Here is a 15,821-nt window from a genome sequence, read left to right as displayed (position 1 = left end):
CGTTCATCCGCCTCAGACCACCGTCAGTTTCACGGCAATATTGCCGCGGGTTGCGTTCGAATAGGGGCAACGCTCGTGCGCGCCGGCGACGACCTCTTCGGCCACAGATTTCTCGACACCCGGCAGGTTGACTTTCAGTTCAACGGCGAGCGCATATCCGACGGGGAGCGGCCCCATTGCAACCTTCGCGGTCACCGAGGGCTCGGCGGATGGCGCGACCTTGCGGGTGCGCGCGACCAGCTTGACCGCACCGAGAAAGCACGCGGCATAGCCGGCCGCAAAGAGCTGCTCGGGATTGGTGCCCTCGCCGCCGGGGCCGCCCAGCGATTTCGGCACGGACAGCAAGACCGACAGCCGATCGTCAGTGCTGGCGGCCTTGCCATCCCGACCTCCGGTCGCCGTCACCTCGGTCTCGTACAGGATCTTTTCGGGAGTCATCATGGCTGGTTCTCCAAGGCTGGTTCACCGGGACTGGCGGCTGTTGCGGGCGAGAAGTGCGCGAAAATCGTCGCGCGCCTGTGCGCTGGCCCGCTTGAAGCTCGGCCCGCGGCTGGGCTCGGTGCCATTGAGCTTCCGGAGCTGCACCCACATCTCCGCACTCTTCAGGGCCACGGCCGCGCAGTTGACCACGGGCGCGTGGCCGACCTTCAGGCCATGCTCCCTGCCGATCAGGAGGCCCGGCAGCACACCGGCGGGGATCACGACGTCGGCGCCGCGCTCGACCAGCGGACGTGCGCAGGCGACAAAATCCTCGATCATGCGGGCTTGCGCGGCCTGATCTCCGGCGAACGCATCGGCGAAATCCGCCGGCTTGCAGCCAAGGCCCGTCACGTGGACCACGCGATCGCCGAGGCCGTAGCGCTCGGCCTGCTCGTAATGCCAGACCTCGAAGACAGGATCGAGCGTCACAAGGCCTAATCGCCGGCCGAGCTGCGAGGCCGCCAGCAACGTCGCCTCGCCGGTCCCGATCACGGGAATGTCGAGCGTCGAGCGCAGCTCGTAGAGACCCGGATCCTGGAAGTGCCCCATGACGAAGGCGTCGAACCCGCCCTCCTCGGCCGCGATGCCGTTGTCGATCGCCTGGACGGCGCAGCGCAATTCCGCAAGCCGTCCGAACTCGCGGTCCGGCGGCGAAATGCCCTCGACATGAACCGTCGTGCCGGATGCGGCGATGTTGTTGAGGTACTCCGACAGCCGCGCCATGTAGGGCGCGTTCACGCTCGCATCAACGAAGCTCTGCCAGAAGATGCGCATCGTCCTTCTCCTCAAGCGGTGATCGGAGGATCGGTCGTCGGCTGCCGATGAATATATTTCAATCATAAACTAATTCACGCGTCAAATGCACGCCGCGACGCTGGCGACGGCCACCGCCACGGCAAGGCAGGCACGGCCTTTTCGTCCAATCGAATGGCAAAGAAGCGCCGCGCTCTGGCGAAATTGTATGCAACGACATTTTTTTCTGACAGCACCGTGACACGTGTTGACGGCCCCACCGATAATACTTTAGGCTTTAAGTAATTCCTCGCCGGTCAGGGACCGGTGGCCATGACAATGATGTTGCAGGGCACCGATTTTGAGAGACTCGATCGTGTGGACAGTCGCCGTGCTCGAACAGCCGGCAGCAGCAGCACCGCCGGTCGCGCATCGCGGCAGGGCCAACGACCTTTCATTGCTTCAGAAAAGGCCCGCCCGCATTCGCCGATGGGCTCGTTGTTCGAACGGCAACCAGGGCCATGGCTGCTGACGCCCGCCCGAGCAAACTCTCTTCGGCCGCGCCCGGGATTTGGCGCTGCAGCAATGCTTTCAATCGGTTCGTTCGTCGTTCGGGCTCCCCGCGTGGCGGCATCAAGGCATTCCTATCCAGCATCAACGGAGGAGAACGCAAATGCGCAAGACTCTGAGCCTACTTGCACTTGTCGCCGGAATCTTCGCAGCCCCGGCTGCGCGGGCCGACATCACGATCGGCTTCGTCACCTCGCTCAGCGGCAACGGCTCGTCGATCGGAATCCCCTATGGGCGGGGCATCAACGCCGCCTATGAATACAAGAAGACCATCAACGGCGAGACCATTCGCCTGATCCAGCTCGACGACGGCTCCGACCCGTCGGCCGCGACCCGCAATGCGCGCAAGCTGGTGGAGGAAGAGAAAGTCGACCTCCTGATCGGCACCGCGACGGCCCCCTCGACCATCGCCATGGCGGCCGTGGCGAGCGAGCTGAAGGTGCCGATGATCGCGGTCTCGCCGATCGCCAAATTGCCTGATACGCCGGAGCAGTGGGTGGTGTCGGTGCCGCAGCCGGCTTCACTCCTCGTCAAGATCGTCGCCGACCGCATGAAGCGCGACGGCATGAAGAACATCGGCTATATCGGCTTCTCCGACGCGTGGGGCGACCTCGTCTACAACGGCGCCAAGGCCGCCGAAGCCGCCGGCGACATCAAGGTCCAGACCAACGAGCGCTATGCCCGCACCGACACCTCGGTCACCGCGCAAACCCTGAAGGTGCTTGCGGCGCGGCCGGACGCCGTGCTGGACGGCGGCTCGGGCACCCAGGGCGCGCTGCCTCTGCTCAGCCTCGCGGAACGCGGCTTCAAGGGAAACACCTACGGTACCGTCGCGCTGGTCAATCCGGACTTCGTCAACGTCGGCGGCAAGGCGGCCGACGGCATTCAGGTCTCCGCGGGTCCCGTGATCGTCGCCGAGCAGCTTCCCGACGAGCACTTTGCCAAGAAGATCGCGCTGGATTTCCGCAGCGTCTACCAGAAGACCCATAACATCCCGACCACGGACGGCTTCTCCGCCTACTCCTTCGACGCCTGGCTGATCTTCGCCAACGCCGCCGAGCGCGCGCTCAAGATCGCCAAGCCCGGAACGGCGGAATTCCGCGCTGCGTTGCGGGATGCGATCCTCAGCACCAAGGAGCTGCCGGGCGTGCATGCCGTCTACAACTTCAAGCCCGGTGCGGTGACCGGCGTCGACGAACGCGCGCTCGTCGTAGTGCGGCTGACCGGCGGTGCCTGGAAGTACGCGCCGTAGTCGGAAGGCGGCAGACAGTCAGAACGGGGGAACGACGTCTCAATGACGAGTGACATCGCAGCCATTCTTGCGATCGACGGGATCGCCACCGGCGCAGTCTATGCGCTGGTGGCGATCGGGACCGTCCTCATCTTCACGGTGACCAGGGTCATCTTCATTCCCTTCGGCGACATCGCCGCGTTCACCGCGCTGACGCTGGCGGCCCTCGATGCGAAGCGCTTTCCGGGCACGGGGGCGCTGGTGGTCATCCTGGCCTGCCTTGCGACCCTGATCGAGATCATCTCGCTGGTACGCGCCGGCGAAACCCGGCTGCTGCCGCGCGCGCTCTTGTTCTACCTCGTGCTTCCGGTGGCCGTGGTTGGCCTCGCCTGGCTGACGATGCGCGCCGATCCTCCGCTCGCCGTCAGGCTCGTGCTTGCCTTGATGCTGATCACGCCGATCGCTCCGCTGCTGGATCGGATCGTCTTCCGCCCCATCGCGGACGGAACGGTGTTGTTGCTCCTGACGGTCTCGGTCGCGCTGCATTTCGCGCTGGTGGGCCTGGGGCTGCTGTTCTTCGGACCTGAAGGCGTCAGAACCGAACCGCTGACGTCGTTGTCGGCCGAGTTCGCCGGCGTGCTGGTCTCGGGCCAGACCATGCTGATCGTGATCGCAGCCCTCGTCTTCAGTGGCCTGCTCTTTCTCTTCTTCGACTTCACGCTGGTCGGAAAATCGCTGCGTGCCACCGCCGTGAACCGGACCGGCTCCCGCCTGATGGGAATACGGCCCGCCCGCGCCGGCACGATCGCCTATCTGCTGGGCTCGCTGATGGCCGGCGTATCGGGCATCCTGATCGCACCGGTCAACACCGTGTTCTACGATTCCGGCTTCCTGATCGGCCTCAAGGCCTTCGTCGGCGCCATCGTCGGCGGCATGACCAGCTATCCCGGCGCGGCGATCGGCGCCGTCGGCGTCGGTATTCTCGAAAGCTTCGCATCCTTCGAGAGCAGCGCGCTGAAGGACGTCATCGTGTTCTCGCTTCTGATCCCGATCCTGATCTGGCGATCGCTCGCCTCGCTGCATTCCGAGGAGGAGATCGAGGAATGACGCGCTTCCAAATTCAGCTTGCGGCAATGGCGGCGCTGGTGTGTCTGGCGGTAGCCCCCTTCGTGCTCAGTCCATTCAGCATCACGCTGATGAACTACATCGGCATCTATTCGCTGGTCGCCATCGGCCTTGCCCTGCTCACCGGTGTCGGCGGCATCGTGTCGTTCGGACAGGCCGCGTTCGTCGGCGTCGCGGCCTATGCAACGGCCTGGGTCTCCGCGCTGAACGGGTACTCCCCGTGGCTCGGCCTCCTGTTCGGCGTGGCGCTGACCTGCTCGGTGGCGTCCATCCTCGGCGTCGTCACCTTGCGGCTTCAGGGCCATTTCCTCTCGCTCTCGACCGTCGCATGGGGCCTCGCGATCGGCTTCCTGTTCGGCAATGTCGAGGGGCTCGGCCGCTTCAATGGCATCTCGTCGATCCCGCCGATCAGCATCGGATCGATCGCGCTGGTCTCGAGCGCGCAGATCTATTTCCTGATCTGGGGCATCGTCGCCGCCGTCCTGCTGCTCGGATATAATTTGTTGGACTCCCGGCTCGGCCGCGCCATGCGCGCGCTCCGCGGCGGCAACACGCTGGTCGAGAGCCTCGGCATCAACGCCTTCCAGATCAAGCTCGTGACCTTCGTGATCGCGGCCTTCCTGGCCTCGCTCTCAGGGTGGCTCTACGCCCATATGAGCCGGTTCATCAGCCCTGGCCCGTTCGATGCCGGCATGGGCATCGAATATCTGATGATGTCGATGGTCGGCGGCGCCGGCAGCCTTCTCGGCGGCGTCGTCGGTGCCGCCGTCGTCACCCTGCTCAAGAACAGCGTGCAAGACTATCTGCCGCTGATCGCCAAGGGCGCTTCCGGTCAGCTCGAGATCGTCGCCTTCTCCGCATTGTTCATCCTGTTCCTGCAATGGGCGCGGCAGGGCATCGTGCCGTTCGTTGCGCGCTTTCTGCCGAAGGTCCGGCGCGATCGGCCGCTGCCGGCGCCGCCCCTGCCCCGCCGCGCGCAGCCGACCCCGGGCGAACTGCTTCTGAAGGTCGATGGCGCCGAGCGGCGGTTCGGCGGCCTCGTCGCCGTCAACAATGTCAGCTTCGAGGTGCGGTCCGGCGAGATCCTCGCCGTCATCGGCCCGAACGGCGCCGGCAAGAGCACGATGTTCAACTGCCTGACCGGCGCGCTCCGGGTCAACAAGGGCGAGATCGTCTTTGCGGGACGCCCCATCACGCGCGACGCGCAATCCCGCATCGCCAAGGCCGGGATCGCGCGGACCTTCCAGCATGTGAAGCTGCGGCCGCGCATGAGCCTGCTCGAAAACGTGATGCTCGGCACCTACGCCCGCACCAGCACCGGCCTGTTCGCCAGCGCCTTCCGCCTCAACCAGCGCGAGGAGGCCAGCGCGCGGCACGAGGCCCTGATGCAGCTCGAGCGCGTCGGGCTCGGCGAAAAGCCGTTCGAGCTCGCGGGCAATCTGCCGCTCGGCAATCAGCGCATCCTGGAGATCGCCCGTGCGCTCGCCGCGGACCCGGCGCTGCTGGTGCTGGACGAGCCGGCGGCCGGCCTTCGCCGCCAGGAGAAGCTGCGGCTTGCGGAGCTGCTCAGGTCGCTGCGGTCGGACCACCTGACCATCCTGATCGTCGAACACGACATGGAGTTCGTGATGTCGCTGGTCGACCGCATCGTGGTGCTCGATTTCGGCTCAAAGCTCTGCGAAGGCGCTCCAGCGGCGATCCGCAGCGACGAGCGGGTTCAAGAGGCCTATCTTGGAGGCGTCGCGTGAGCGAGATGTTTTCGATGACCGACGTGACCGTCTGCTACGACAATGTCGAAGCGGTCCGCAACGTCTCGCTGTCGGTCGAGGAAGGGCAGATCGTCACCGTCATCGGCCCGAATGGCGCCGGCAAGACCACGCTGCTGATGGCCGCCATCGGGCTGCTCGCATCGCGCGGCCGCCTGGTGTTTCAGGGCAACGATATCGGGAGGATGTCCGTCGAGGACCGCGTCGAGCGCCGGCTGTGCCTCGTCCCGGAAAAGCGCGAGCTGTTCTCCGACATGTCGGTCGCCGACAATCTGCTCCTCGGCTCGTACAGCCTGCGCGACCGCTCGGGCGTCCAGAAGACGCTGGACGAAGTCTATGATCGCTTCCCCCGGCTGAAGGAGCGGCAGCGCCAGGCCGCCGGCACACTCTCCGGCGGCGAGCGCCAGATGCTCGCGCTCGGCCGTGCACTGATGGCCAAGCCGAAGCTTCTCATGCTGGACGAGCCCAGCCTCGGCCTTGCGCCGCTGATCGTGCGCGAGATCTTCCGCACCATCGCGTCGCTGCGCGACCTCGGCGTGTCGATCCTGCTGGTCGAGCAGAACGCGCGCGCCGCGCTGGAGACGGCCGACTACGGCTACGTTCTCGAAACCGGCGAGGTGGTGCAGTCAGGCCCCGCCAAGGATCTCATCCACGACCCCCGGCTGATCACGGCCTATCTCGGCGGACACTAGGGCCGGCTCTTGCAGGCCGCACAACAAAAAGTCGAAAAACAACCCCATGCACAGTAGCCGGGGACAGCGATATCAATGGCTTGATGGCCCGGTGCAGGGACTGCTGTTCTTTCGAAATCGTTTGACCCGTCGGGCAAGACAGGGGCATGATGCCATCATCCCGGCGGTGGCGCGCGATGCGCCACATTGAATGATTTCACTTCCCACGTACTTGCGAGACGACGGCCCGCTTCGGGAGTAGCAAGCCGAGTTCGCGTGCCTTCTTTCTTACTGAAGTGACATGGCGATCAAGCTCCCGGGCTATGTCTCCGGCGCAGGTTTTCTGACGCGCAAGAGCCTTCAATCGCTGCGCGTCGTGCCTAGACCATTCGCGCGGTTTTGAAAACTTCACGGACCCTCATTCGTCTGAAGCGATGGAAGGTGCGGCGACCTCCCCATCCGAGATGGGCGATATGAAATCTCTGTGCAGGCAAGTTGGTCTTCGGGCGCCATCGAACAGCACGGTGAGGCCCGTGGTACGACGGCTCACGTCAATGACGATGCCGCTCCGGTCAGCAAGCTCCGGGCATCGAGCAGCACCAAGCTTGCTCATCCTGAAACGCATACCGACAGCAATTCTGTCGACGTTCTGGTAAATCATTACCGATATCCGGTAAGTAAAAAGTCACAGGTAAAAAAGCAAAAGCTCGAATTAACACAAAACTATACCAGATCGACCATCCGTGCAACCGGCGGACGAAATTGACCGCGAACTCTCGCAAGCAGGCGCGACTTGGCGGCAGCCCAAATCCCGAGCATCCGCTGTTGGACTCTTTCCGGAAGTGCCGCGATGTCGACGTGGGTCCGAAATGTGCGCCAGAACGGATGACCGCCTGTGCGCATCCCAACGTGCCGAGGTCGTTAGCCAAGCGCCTGTCGGGCAGTCCCGACGCAATTCCGTGTAACAAGCTACGCCCGCCAAGGAACAAGTGCCTCCTGTAACAGTTGCCAGCGACGGAACCCGGAGTTGACCTTTGATTTAGACACCACCCGAAATTCGAGTGTCACAGCGGTGCATTTGAACCGATACAGGTGTTCAACGCGAAATCATTGCGAGACTCAAGATCAGCGAAGGATATGCCATTGCGCGTCTTCATCCTCGCGTTATCAGTCTTGGGAATTTTCTTGGGAGTTCTCCTCGGTGCAAATGCTGCCGCAGCCGGTCCGAGCACGACCGACCGCGAACTGATCGCATCCATCGATCCGGCGATCGTTGCCGGTGAGGCAACTCAGGAAACCGAAGATCAGATCGGCCTCAACAAGGGAAAGCGTCGCGACGTGCAGCGCCGGCTGACCGGTCTCGGTTTCGACACCAAGGTCAACGGACGGTTCGACGTGTCGACCCGCGCCGTCATCACGCGCTGGCAGGCGGCACGCGGCTATCCCAGGACTGGCTTCCTGAACCCGCTGCAACATCAGGCGCTACTGACCGAGTCCGCCTCGGCGGCGCATGCCAGCTTCAGCGGCAGCGATAAATCCGATGACGACCGTTCGGCCCGCCGTCGCGCGGGTGCGGACCATCAGCACAGTGGGGGCGGTCCCGGTGGACTGATCGGCGGCGTGCTGGGAGGACTGTTCGGACGCAGGTGACGCCCTGCCCGCTTGACGTCCACATCCCTGACCGATTCACAGGGAGAGGGCCTGTCACTCGTCACTCGTCCTTCGTCGCCTTGATCAAATTGTCGCGGAGCGTGACGACGCTTTTCTGCAGCCGCGCGAAATCATCCTGCTTGAGCCCGCTCGACTTCACGAGATTCATGTGCATGCCCTTCTCGCGCAGGCGTCGGCCGGCGTCGGTGAGGCTGACGCGCACCTGCCGCTCGTCGGCGGGATCGCGCTCGCGGCGCAAATAGCCCATCGCCTCGAGCTTTTTTAGTATCGGCGTCAGGGTGTTGGATTCCAGGAACATCCTGTCGCCGAGTTCACTCACGGTCTGGTCATCTTGCTCCCACAGCGCCACGATGGCGATCCATTGCGGGTAGGTCAGGCCGACCTGCCGGTAGGCCCGCCCGTAGGCGAGGTTGGCCGAATAGATCGCGAAGCACAGGAAATCAGCGAGGCTCCGGTCGCCCGCGGCCGGTTCCTGGTTCTGATTGTCTATTGAATTATCTCTGGAATCGGCTCTGAGACCGTTCGTAAGGCTCATTGTGGACGCCCTTTCAGACACGGATATGTGAAGTCTCGCATGCATATATATCGCATCCGATTAAATCGAAAGGGTTGACATCAGAGCCTGGCGGCACTTTATGACTCGCACCCGATTATATCGTATACGCGCCAAATCAGGAGAGAACCATGCCAGTCACAAATGCAAAGAAGACCACCAGAGCACCAACGATCGACATGAAGCTCGAAGTCGTCGTGATCCCCGTTTCCGACGTCGATCGTGCCAAGGAGTTCTATGCAAACCTCGGATGGAGGCTCGATGCCGATTTCGCGGGGCCTGATGATTACCGCGTGATCCAGTTCACGCCGCCCGGCTCCCCCTCCTCGGTCATTTTCGGCAAGAACGTCACCGCGGCGGCACCCGGCTCCGCCCAGGGCCTGTACCTGGTCGTCTCCGACATCGAAGCTGCGCGAAACGATCTGCGCGATCGCGGCGTCGAGGTCAGCGAGGTCTTCCACGCCGGAGGCGACGTGCACACCGGCCCGGACGAACCCTATCTGTTCGGGCGACGTCGGATTGGTGGTGCGGAGCCCGCGCACCGCAGCTATCGTTCGTACGTTTCGTTCCACGATCCCGACGGCAACGGCTGGCTGTTCCAGGAGGTGACCACGCGATTGCCGGGACGCGTCGAGGCAGCAGACACGACATTCACCTCCTCGACCGAGCTTGCGAGCGCGCTCCGGCGTGCGTCCGCGGCACACGGCGAGCACGAGAAGCGGAACGGCGGTCAGTACGATGCGAACTGGCCGGACTGGTACGCCGACTACATCGCCCGTGAGCAGGCCGGCCAGCCGCTCCCGGTCTGAGCCGCGGCTGCGACGTCACCCAACCGAAAGAGTGAGGGAGAGTCCCAATGCGTGCGCAATCAGTTTCTGAAGTCATCAACCCGGACCGGCGCCAGCTTTTGCGTTCCGCCGCGGTGGGAATGGCCGCGGCGGCCGCCGCGAGCCTTTTCCCCGCGCACCCGGCGCCGGCGGCCACAGCTGACGAAATCCGCCCCTTCCGGATCGACGTTCCAGAAGAGGCGCTGATCGATCTGCGCAGACGCATCAACGCGACGAGGTGGCCGGAGCAGGAAACAGTCGCCGACGAATCGCAGGGCGTGCAGCTTGCGATCCTCCGGGACCTCGCGCGCTATTGGGCGACGGACTACGACTGGCGAAAGATCGAGGTAAAGCTGAACGCCCTGCCGCAGTTCATCACAGAGATCGACGGGCTGGACATTCATTTCATTCACGTTCGTTCGAAGCACGAAGATGCGCTGCCGCTCATCGTCACGCATGGATGGCCAGGCTCGATCATCGAGCAATTGAAGATCATCGATCCCCTCACCAATCCCACGGCGTACGGCGCGAGCGCATCGGACGCCTTCCATGTCGTGATCCCGTCAGTTCCCGGCTACGGGTTTTCGGGCAAGCCAACCACCAGCGGCTGGGGCCCTGCCCGCGTCGCGCGCGCCTGGGTCGCGCTGATGAAGCGCCTTGGCTACGCACGCTTTGTCGCGCAGGGCGGCGACATCGGCGCCCTCATTTCCAATGCGATGGCTGAGCAGGCGCCGCCGGAACTGCTGGGCATCCACACCAACTTCCCCGGCACGATTCCGCCGGAGATCACCAAGGCGCTGCAGAGCGGTGAGGCACCCTCCGGTCTCTCGGCCGACGAGCAACACGCCTTCGACCAGGTGAAGGATTTCCGCGCCAAGCATTTTGCCTACGCAGCCATGATGGCGACCCGGCCGCAGACACTCTACGGATTGGCGGATTCGCCGGTCGGCCTGGCCGCGTGGATTCTCGATCACGGCGACGGTGACGCGCAGCCGGCGGCGGCGATCACTTCGGCCGTGCTCGGACGCACCGTCAACGGGCATCCAGCCGGCGCCGTGACCCGCGACGACGTCCTCGACGACATCACGCTCTACTGGCTGACGAACACCGCGATCTCGGCGGCCCGCTTCTACTGGGAAAACAAGGGAATGAGCGCGCTGAACGCGGTCAACATCTCGATTCCCACCGCCGTGAGCGTCTTTCCCGGCGAAATCTACCAGGCTCCGCGCAGTTGGACCGAGCGGGCCTACCACAAGCTCATCCACTACAACAAGGTCGACAAAGGCGGACACTTTGCGGCCTGGGAACAGCCGCAGCTTTTCACGCAAGAGGTTCGCGCAGGCTTCCGGCCGCTGCGCAAATAGATCTGAACATTCTGCCCAAACCAAGAGAGCACGAAATGATCTCCATCGAGCAGAATTCATCACCAAGGAACAAAACATGAGTCAGCGTCTCGACTACAATCAGATTGCACCGGCAGGCGTGAAAGCGCTGGGCGGTGTCCGTGGCTACGTCATGCAGAGCGGCCTTTCCCCTACGCTGGTCGAGCTGGTCTACCTGCGAATTTCCCAGATTAACAATTGCGCGTACTGCCTCGATACGCACACCCGTGACCTGCTCAAGAAGGGAGTGAAGATCGAAAAGATCGCGCTGGTGCAGGCGTGGAAGGAAGCCGGCGCCCTCTTCGACGAGCGTGAACGCGCCGCCCTTGCGTGGGCCGAAACGGTGACGCGCGTCGCGGATACCGGCGTGCCGGATGAAGCCTATCAGGACGCCCGCGCCGTGTTCGACGAGCGAGAACTCGTGGACCTCACGATCGCGATTGGCCTGATGAACGCCTACAATCGCATGGCGATCAGCTTTCGGAACACGCCACAGGCAGCACTCGGGACGTAAGCCCCAGGAGGCGCCGGGAAGTTCTCTGCCGAGCTTCTTTCAGACTCCAGATCAACTTGGCCTGCACGCTGATCGGATAACGGGACGAAAGGACGCTGATCATGTCATACCGGATCAACAACACAACAATCGATTTCTTCGAGATCAACGAAGACATCACGCTCAGAAGAGTGGTTCTGCGTAACCCGAGACCGAAGGGGACCGTTCTCTTTCTGCACGGCTTTCCGGAGACCCTGTCCGCCTGGAAGGACATTGCCGAGGCCCTCGCCGACGACTACGAAGTCCACGCTTTCGATTGGCCGGGTTACGGTCTTTCATCGAGGCCAATGGTCGACAGGTTCTCCTATGCGCCGAAGGACTACGCGCATGTTCTGGATCAGTACATCGTGAAAGCAGGCATCGACACGTCGAGGCTCACGATTTACGCAACGGACATCGGGGCCCTACCGGCACTCCTGCTGGCGGTGGAAAAACCCGATATCGCAAGGACAATCATCGTTGGCGACTTCGCCCCGTTCAACAGGCCGCAGTTCATGTCCGAGAAGCTGCAAAATCTGAAGGCGGGGCCTGCCATGGAGCAGGTCCGCGCCAACATGAACAGTAACCGCGACGAGATCCTGGAAAACATCTTCACAAGAGGCTTGCCCAAGGAAGCGCAGTTCGAAGTTTCGCAGCAGTTTAGGGACGACATGTCCCACGGATGGAGCCACGGCGCGATGACGACCGTAGACGCGTTCTCCCACTACTACTCGCACTTCACGCGAGACCAAGACCACTTCGAATCGCAACTAGCCCGGCTCAAAACCCCGGTGAAGGTGGTTTGGGGCGAGAAGGACCTCTACATCAAGAAGGAGATGGGAATAGAGCTCGCCGCAAGGATCGACGCCGAGTTGGCGCTTCTTCCCGGCATCGGGCACTACCCTCACCTCCAGGACCCGAAGCGCACCGTCGACGAGGTTCGCGCCTCGCTACGCGGCACGTCAACTTGATCTCACCGTGCTCTCGGATCTCGCGGGGGCCGCACGGCCCGCGTCAGCATCGGAAAATGCTTGTTGCCGCCAGCGAATGGCGGGAATTTCACGAAGTCCGCGCGCATGCGCTTGATCACGTCGGAGCCGAGCGCGTGCGCGAGGGATTGCGGGCTGTCGAACACCAGCTTGTTGCGCTGCATGTGCTCGACCCGCTGCGACGGCAGCCGGTCGACCCAATCGATGCGGGTGTAGATCTCGATCTGGCGGACATCAGGGAAGGTCCGCATGATCGCCGGGTGGTGCTCCAGATAATGCAGGTTCCAGGCGTTCATGTCCTCGGCCGGGCCGGGATAGTGCACGAGGTAACTGCACGGAGTTGTCGTTCCTGCCGGATGTTCGGCGACATCGACGGGGAATGACCGCGTCACCATCACCTGATGCGTGACGTACAATCCGGCGAGGCCTGACAATCCGGCACCTGTCGCCAAGCTGGCCAAGACGCCGCCGCGATCCATCGCCGCTTCGCATATGAGCAGGTCGGGAAAGCGCAGTTGAAGCGCAAGCACAGGGCCCGAGCCATCGGCTTTGTAGGGATGATCGACCGACTGTTGCAGCGGCGTGAACAGCAGGCCCTCGGTCATCCCAGGGATCGATCCGACCAGCTCAGCGACGGCGGCAACCTCGTCGGAACGAATCCACCGTTCACCAGAAGGATCGGAGAACGTCATGAAGAGCGAGATCATGCCGGCGTTGCCTCAGCGCCCTCGCCCTCGCTCACGTGCGCCATGAGCGCGGCGCGAATGTCATCGGGCCACGGGATCGCATGGTGATCCAGCAGCGAGGTCGCGGCAACGACCTGGCGGGCGCGCCAGCGCATGCCATTCGCGCCCGAGACGACATGTTCCAGATGGAGCGACGATCCGCCGACCCGGGCGATGCGCAATCCGAACGTCAGGCGATCGCCGAACATCGACGGCCGGGAAAAGTCGCAAGTCAGATGCACCGTGGGCGTTCCGATCTTCCGAACCGTGATCAATTCCGGCCAGGGAAAACCGATCTCCGCCCAAAACTCTTCGACGACGCCGTTGAGGATGTTCAGATAGGACGGAAAGTACGCGATGCCCGAGGGATCGCAATCGCCGAACCTCAGCTCGCGATCGAACGAAAACGTCGTCATCAGATCGCGACAACGGGGTGCCTGATGACACCGACGCCGTCGACCCCCGCTTCCACCACGTCGCCCGGCCACAGCCATTCCTGCGGGCTCATGCCGGCCCCGACGCCTTCGGGCGTTCCGGTCGCGATGATGTCGCCCGGCTCGAGCGTCATGCCCGACGAAATGTCCGATATCAGCACCGGGATGTCGAAGATCATGTATTTGGTGTTGGAGTCCTGCTTCATGACCCCGTTCTTGGTCAGCCAGAGCCGCAGGTCATGCGGATCGGGAATTTCGTCCGCGGTGACGATGCACGGGCCGAACGGTGCATAGGTGTCCATGCCCTTGGAAAAGATCCACTGGCCGGCGCGGCGATTGTCGCGCGCGGAAATGTCGATCATCACCGAATAACCGAAGACGTGCTCCATCGCTTTCTCGGTCGCGATGCGCGTCGCGGTCTTGCCGATGATGACGGCGAGCTCGACCTCCCAGTCGAGCTGCTGCGTCATCTTCGCGTTGTGCTGGATCGCCGCGCCCGGGCCGATCACGGAAGTCGGCGGCTTGGAGAAGACGACCGGCTGCTTCGGCAGGTCCTTGTCCGTATCCAGGCTCTTGGCGGATTCCGCCACATGCGCGCGGTAGTTCAGCCCGATGCCGAAGATGTTCTTTCGCGGACGCGGGATCGGCGCCTGCAGCTTGACGTCCTCGACCGGAACGGCGGAGCCGGCCGGCAGGCGTCCATTGGTATTGTCCAGGCATTCCCTGAGCGCCGGCAGCAGTGTCACGCTGTTGTCGATGAGCGACAGCATGTCGCTCGGCCATGCAAAGCCTTGCGACGCACCGAGGTGCTCGACGTCCACGACCAATCCGTCAACGAGGACCCCGAGACGGGCACCGCTGGAGCCCAAAGTGTAGGTAACAAGGCGCATGAAGCTTTATCCGGCTCTTTCGGTTGAATTCTGCGAGGGTACGTCAGGCAGCCACTGGCTGGTGGCCGGCATTATCGCCATAGGCCTCTTCACGATAGAAGCCGAGACTTTCGATGACAGGCAGGTCGTTGAAGCAGAACAGGCAGGCGTCTTCGCTCTCCGACGCATTGCCGTGCTCGTGCCAGGCCCAGGAGGGAACGCAGAAGATGTCGCGCTCCTCCCACGCGAAACGCGTGCCGCCGATGATCGAATAGCCTCGGCCCTTGGCGACCTGGTAGATGAAGCTGCCGGTGTGCCGATGCGACTTCGTCTTCTCGCCCGGCCGGAGCAGTTGCATGCTCGCGCCGATCGTCTGCATCACGTGCCCGCCGGTGATCGGATTGACGTAGTTCATGAGAATGCCGTCATAGGGCGAGCCGTCGGTTGCGGCGGCGTATTTCCGCAAGGACTCGTAGGTCGGCTCCCACTCGTATTTGAACATGGGGGAATAGCCCTTCGACCATTTCGAATCCGCCGGCCGCAGCCCGGGATTGCCCCAGGTCTTGGTCATGTCGTCCACGGGATAGCCGGAGTCTTCCTGTTGCACCTTCGGATGGACCGCGAAAAAGTTCGCCTCCAGCGCATTGACGAGCGGGATGTCGAGGCCGTCCTGCCAGATGCAGACCGAGCCGTTGCCGTCGACCCCATGCTCGTGCCAGGTGCCATTCGGCGTCAGCACGAAATCCCGCGCCCCCAGGGTCATCTTGTGGCCGTCGACGATGGTGTAGGCGCCCGCCCCTTCCATGATGAAGCGCAGGGCAGAGGCCGAGTGCGCGTGGGCCGATGCGACCTCGCCGGGGTGCATCACCTGCAATCCCGAATAGAGCCAGCCGACCGCGGCCGAGACGTCGCGGCGGCCGGGATTGTTGAGGTAGATCACCCGTCGTCCCGCCTTCTCCGGCGAGACCAGCTCGACCGAACGCAGCACGTGCTCGCGCAGATCGCTGTAGCGCCAGAGCACGGGAATGGAGGCCGATTGCGGCGCCCATGGCTCGATCTTGTTGGCGACCGTCCAAAGCGCGCCGGCTTCGTACTTTTCGAGATCCTTGTAATAGGCCTTGAGCTCGGGGGTGTCCTCGACATTGGCCCGGCCGATGGTGTTTTCGCGCATCCTATCCTCCAAGTCCTGTCTCGTGGCGTCGTCGGTGCGACGCGTCCCGAGCTTTCATTCCGGTTTGCGCGCGGGCCAAGCGGCGCCAGCGGA

Annotated in this window: 17 protein-coding genes; 9 read left to right on the top strand and 8 right to left on the bottom strand. The window is 63.3% G+C overall.

Features of this window, described 5'->3' with window-relative positions; all coding sequences use genetic code 11:
- Window positions 1-12: 12 nt before the first annotated feature.
- Complete coding sequence (locus BJA_RS17005; RefSeq protein WP_011086212.1) at window positions 13-441, bottom strand: organic hydroperoxide resistance protein; 429 nt, start codon at window positions 439-441, stop codon at window positions 13-15.
- A 21-nt stretch (window positions 442-462) separates the two neighbouring features.
- Entirely contained in the window at window positions 463-1,254 is a 792-nt protein-coding gene (locus BJA_RS17000) for an aspartate/glutamate racemase family protein (RefSeq protein WP_038965978.1), read from the bottom strand.
- Window positions 1,255-1,885: 631 nt separating this feature from the next.
- On the opposite strand from BJA_RS17000, the gene BJA_RS16995 reads away from it, so the two are divergent.
- From BJA_RS16995 to BJA_RS16980, 4 genes are read left to right on the top strand one after another with little or no spacing between them, the layout of a single operon-like run.
- On the top strand, window positions 1,886-3,034 hold the full coding sequence (locus BJA_RS16995; RefSeq protein ID WP_011086210.1) for an ABC transporter substrate-binding protein: 1,149 nt from the start codon (window positions 1,886-1,888) through the stop codon (window positions 3,032-3,034).
- A 42-nt stretch (window positions 3,035-3,076) separates the two neighbouring features.
- A complete protein-coding gene (locus tag BJA_RS16990) occupies window positions 3,077-4,120 on the top strand; it encodes a branched-chain amino acid ABC transporter permease (RefSeq protein ID WP_011086209.1) in 1,044 nt (347 codons plus the stop codon).
- The gene (locus tag BJA_RS16985) at window positions 4,117-5,886 is read left to right on the top strand and encodes a branched-chain amino acid ABC transporter ATP-binding protein/permease (protein ID WP_011086208.1); all 1,770 of its coding nucleotides are present in this window, start codon (window positions 4,117-4,119) and stop codon (window positions 5,884-5,886) included. The genes BJA_RS16990 and BJA_RS16985 overlap by 4 nt, the downstream gene beginning before the upstream one ends.
- A complete protein-coding gene (locus tag BJA_RS16980) occupies window positions 5,883-6,596 on the top strand; it encodes an ABC transporter ATP-binding protein (protein ID WP_011086207.1) in 714 nt (237 codons plus the stop codon). Before BJA_RS16985 ends, BJA_RS16980 begins: the two co-directional genes overlap by 4 nt.
- Window positions 6,597-6,993: 397 nt before the next feature.
- Here BJA_RS16980 and BJA_RS16975 read toward each other — a convergent pair whose 3' ends face one another.
- Window positions 6,994-7,236 carry a hypothetical protein gene (locus BJA_RS16975; RefSeq protein WP_028172001.1) on the bottom strand — a complete coding sequence of 81 codons (243 nt, stop codon included), beginning with the start codon at window positions 7,234-7,236 and terminating at the stop codon, window positions 6,994-6,996.
- 482 nt (window positions 7,237-7,718) lie between these two features.
- On the opposite strand from BJA_RS16975, the gene BJA_RS16970 reads away from it, so the two are divergent.
- Window positions 7,719-8,225, top strand: coding sequence for a peptidoglycan-binding domain-containing protein (locus tag BJA_RS16970; protein WP_028172002.1), 507 nt, complete (start codon window positions 7,719-7,721; stop codon window positions 8,223-8,225).
- Between the two features lie 61 nt (window positions 8,226-8,286).
- On the opposite strand, the gene BJA_RS16965 is transcribed toward BJA_RS16970, so the two are convergent.
- Window positions 8,287-8,781: a MarR family winged helix-turn-helix transcriptional regulator gene (locus tag BJA_RS16965; protein WP_162494078.1), complete on the bottom strand. Its 495-nt coding sequence runs from the start codon at window positions 8,779-8,781 to the stop codon at window positions 8,287-8,289.
- Between the two features lie 149 nt (window positions 8,782-8,930).
- Here BJA_RS16965 and BJA_RS16960 point away from each other — a divergent pair, with 149 nt between their 5' ends.
- From BJA_RS16960 to BJA_RS16945, 4 genes are all read left to right on the top strand, one after another.
- On the top strand, window positions 8,931-9,608 hold the full coding sequence (locus BJA_RS16960; RefSeq protein WP_011086203.1) for a VOC family protein: 678 nt from the start codon (window positions 8,931-8,933) through the stop codon (window positions 9,606-9,608).
- Window positions 9,609-9,655: 47 nt separating this feature from the next.
- Window positions 9,656-10,990, top strand: coding sequence for an epoxide hydrolase family protein (locus BJA_RS16955; RefSeq protein WP_011086202.1), 1,335 nt, complete (start codon window positions 9,656-9,658; stop codon window positions 10,988-10,990).
- 76 nt (window positions 10,991-11,066) lie between these two features.
- The gene (locus BJA_RS16950; RefSeq protein WP_011086201.1) at window positions 11,067-11,522 is read left to right on the top strand and encodes a carboxymuconolactone decarboxylase family protein; all 456 of its coding nucleotides are present in this window, start codon (window positions 11,067-11,069) and stop codon (window positions 11,520-11,522) included.
- Between the two features lie 101 nt (window positions 11,523-11,623).
- Complete coding sequence (locus BJA_RS16945) at window positions 11,624-12,511, top strand: alpha/beta fold hydrolase (RefSeq protein ID WP_011086200.1); 888 nt, start codon at window positions 11,624-11,626, stop codon at window positions 12,509-12,511.
- A 2-nt stretch (window positions 12,512-12,513) separates the two neighbouring features.
- On the opposite strand, the gene BJA_RS16940 is transcribed toward BJA_RS16945, so the two are convergent.
- From BJA_RS16940 to BJA_RS16925, 4 genes are read right to left on the bottom strand one after another with little or no spacing between them, the layout of a single operon-like run.
- Window positions 12,514-13,236, bottom strand: a complete 723-nt coding sequence (locus tag BJA_RS16940; RefSeq protein ID WP_011086199.1) for a hypothetical protein — start codon at window positions 13,234-13,236, stop codon at window positions 12,514-12,516.
- On the bottom strand, window positions 13,233-13,670 hold the full coding sequence (locus tag BJA_RS16935; protein ID WP_011086198.1) for an acyl-CoA thioesterase: 438 nt from the start codon (window positions 13,668-13,670) through the stop codon (window positions 13,233-13,235). Before BJA_RS16935 ends, BJA_RS16940 begins: the two co-directional genes overlap by 4 nt.
- Window positions 13,670-14,578 carry a fumarylacetoacetate hydrolase family protein gene (locus BJA_RS16930; RefSeq protein WP_011086197.1) on the bottom strand — a complete coding sequence of 303 codons (909 nt, stop codon included), beginning with the start codon at window positions 14,576-14,578 and terminating at the stop codon, window positions 13,670-13,672. The genes BJA_RS16935 and BJA_RS16930 overlap by 1 nt, the downstream gene beginning before the upstream one ends.
- A gap of 43 nt (window positions 14,579-14,621) precedes the next feature.
- A complete protein-coding gene (locus BJA_RS16925) occupies window positions 14,622-15,728 on the bottom strand; it encodes a cupin domain-containing protein (RefSeq protein WP_011086196.1) in 1,107 nt (368 codons plus the stop codon).
- Window positions 15,729-15,821 lie beyond the last annotated feature (93 nt).

Source organism: Bradyrhizobium diazoefficiens USDA 110, from assembly GCF_000011365.1.
Classification (GTDB): Bacteria; Pseudomonadota; Alphaproteobacteria; order Rhizobiales; family Xanthobacteraceae; genus Bradyrhizobium; species Bradyrhizobium diazoefficiens.
This window is presented reverse-complemented; position numbering and strand designations above follow the sequence as displayed.

What these genes read in the sequence shown, in the direction of transcription:
- BJA_RS17005 (WP_011086212.1), bottom strand. Translation starts at nt 441, where the DNA reads ATGATGACTCCCGAAAAGATCCTGTACGAGACCGAGGTGACGGCGACC.
- BJA_RS17000 (WP_038965978.1), bottom strand. Translation starts at nt 1,254, where the DNA reads ATGCGCATCTTCTGGCAGAGCTTCGTTGATGCGAGCGTGAACGCGCCC.
- BJA_RS16995 (WP_011086210.1), top strand. Translation starts at nt 1,886, where the DNA reads ATGCGCAAGACTCTGAGCCTACTTGCACTTGTCGCCGGAATCTTCGCA.
- BJA_RS16990 (WP_011086209.1), top strand. Translation starts at nt 3,077, where the DNA reads ATGACGAGTGACATCGCAGCCATTCTTGCGATCGACGGGATCGCCACC.
- BJA_RS16985 (WP_011086208.1), top strand. Translation starts at nt 4,117, where the DNA reads ATGACGCGCTTCCAAATTCAGCTTGCGGCAATGGCGGCGCTGGTGTGT.
- BJA_RS16975 (WP_028172001.1), bottom strand. Translation starts at nt 7,236, where the DNA reads ATGATTTACCAGAACGTCGACAGAATTGCTGTCGGTATGCGTTTCAGG.
- BJA_RS16965 (WP_162494078.1), bottom strand. Translation starts at nt 8,781, where the DNA reads ATGAGCCTTACGAACGGTCTCAGAGCCGATTCCAGAGATAATTCAATA.
- BJA_RS16960 (WP_011086203.1), top strand. Translation starts at nt 8,931, where the DNA reads ATGCCAGTCACAAATGCAAAGAAGACCACCAGAGCACCAACGATCGAC.
- BJA_RS16955 (WP_011086202.1), top strand. Translation starts at nt 9,656, where the DNA reads ATGCGTGCGCAATCAGTTTCTGAAGTCATCAACCCGGACCGGCGCCAG.
- BJA_RS16950 (WP_011086201.1), top strand. Translation starts at nt 11,067, where the DNA reads ATGAGTCAGCGTCTCGACTACAATCAGATTGCACCGGCAGGCGTGAAA.
- BJA_RS16945 (WP_011086200.1), top strand. Translation starts at nt 11,624, where the DNA reads ATGTCATACCGGATCAACAACACAACAATCGATTTCTTCGAGATCAAC.
- BJA_RS16940 (WP_011086199.1), bottom strand. Translation starts at nt 13,236, where the DNA reads ATGATCTCGCTCTTCATGACGTTCTCCGATCCTTCTGGTGAACGGTGG.
- BJA_RS16935 (WP_011086198.1), bottom strand. Translation starts at nt 13,670, where the DNA reads ATGACGACGTTTTCGTTCGATCGCGAGCTGAGGTTCGGCGATTGCGAT.
- BJA_RS16930 (WP_011086197.1), bottom strand. Translation starts at nt 14,578, where the DNA reads ATGCGCCTTGTTACCTACACTTTGGGCTCCAGCGGTGCCCGTCTCGGG.
- BJA_RS16925 (WP_011086196.1), bottom strand. Translation starts at nt 15,728, where the DNA reads ATGCGCGAAAACACCATCGGCCGGGCCAATGTCGAGGACACCCCCGAG.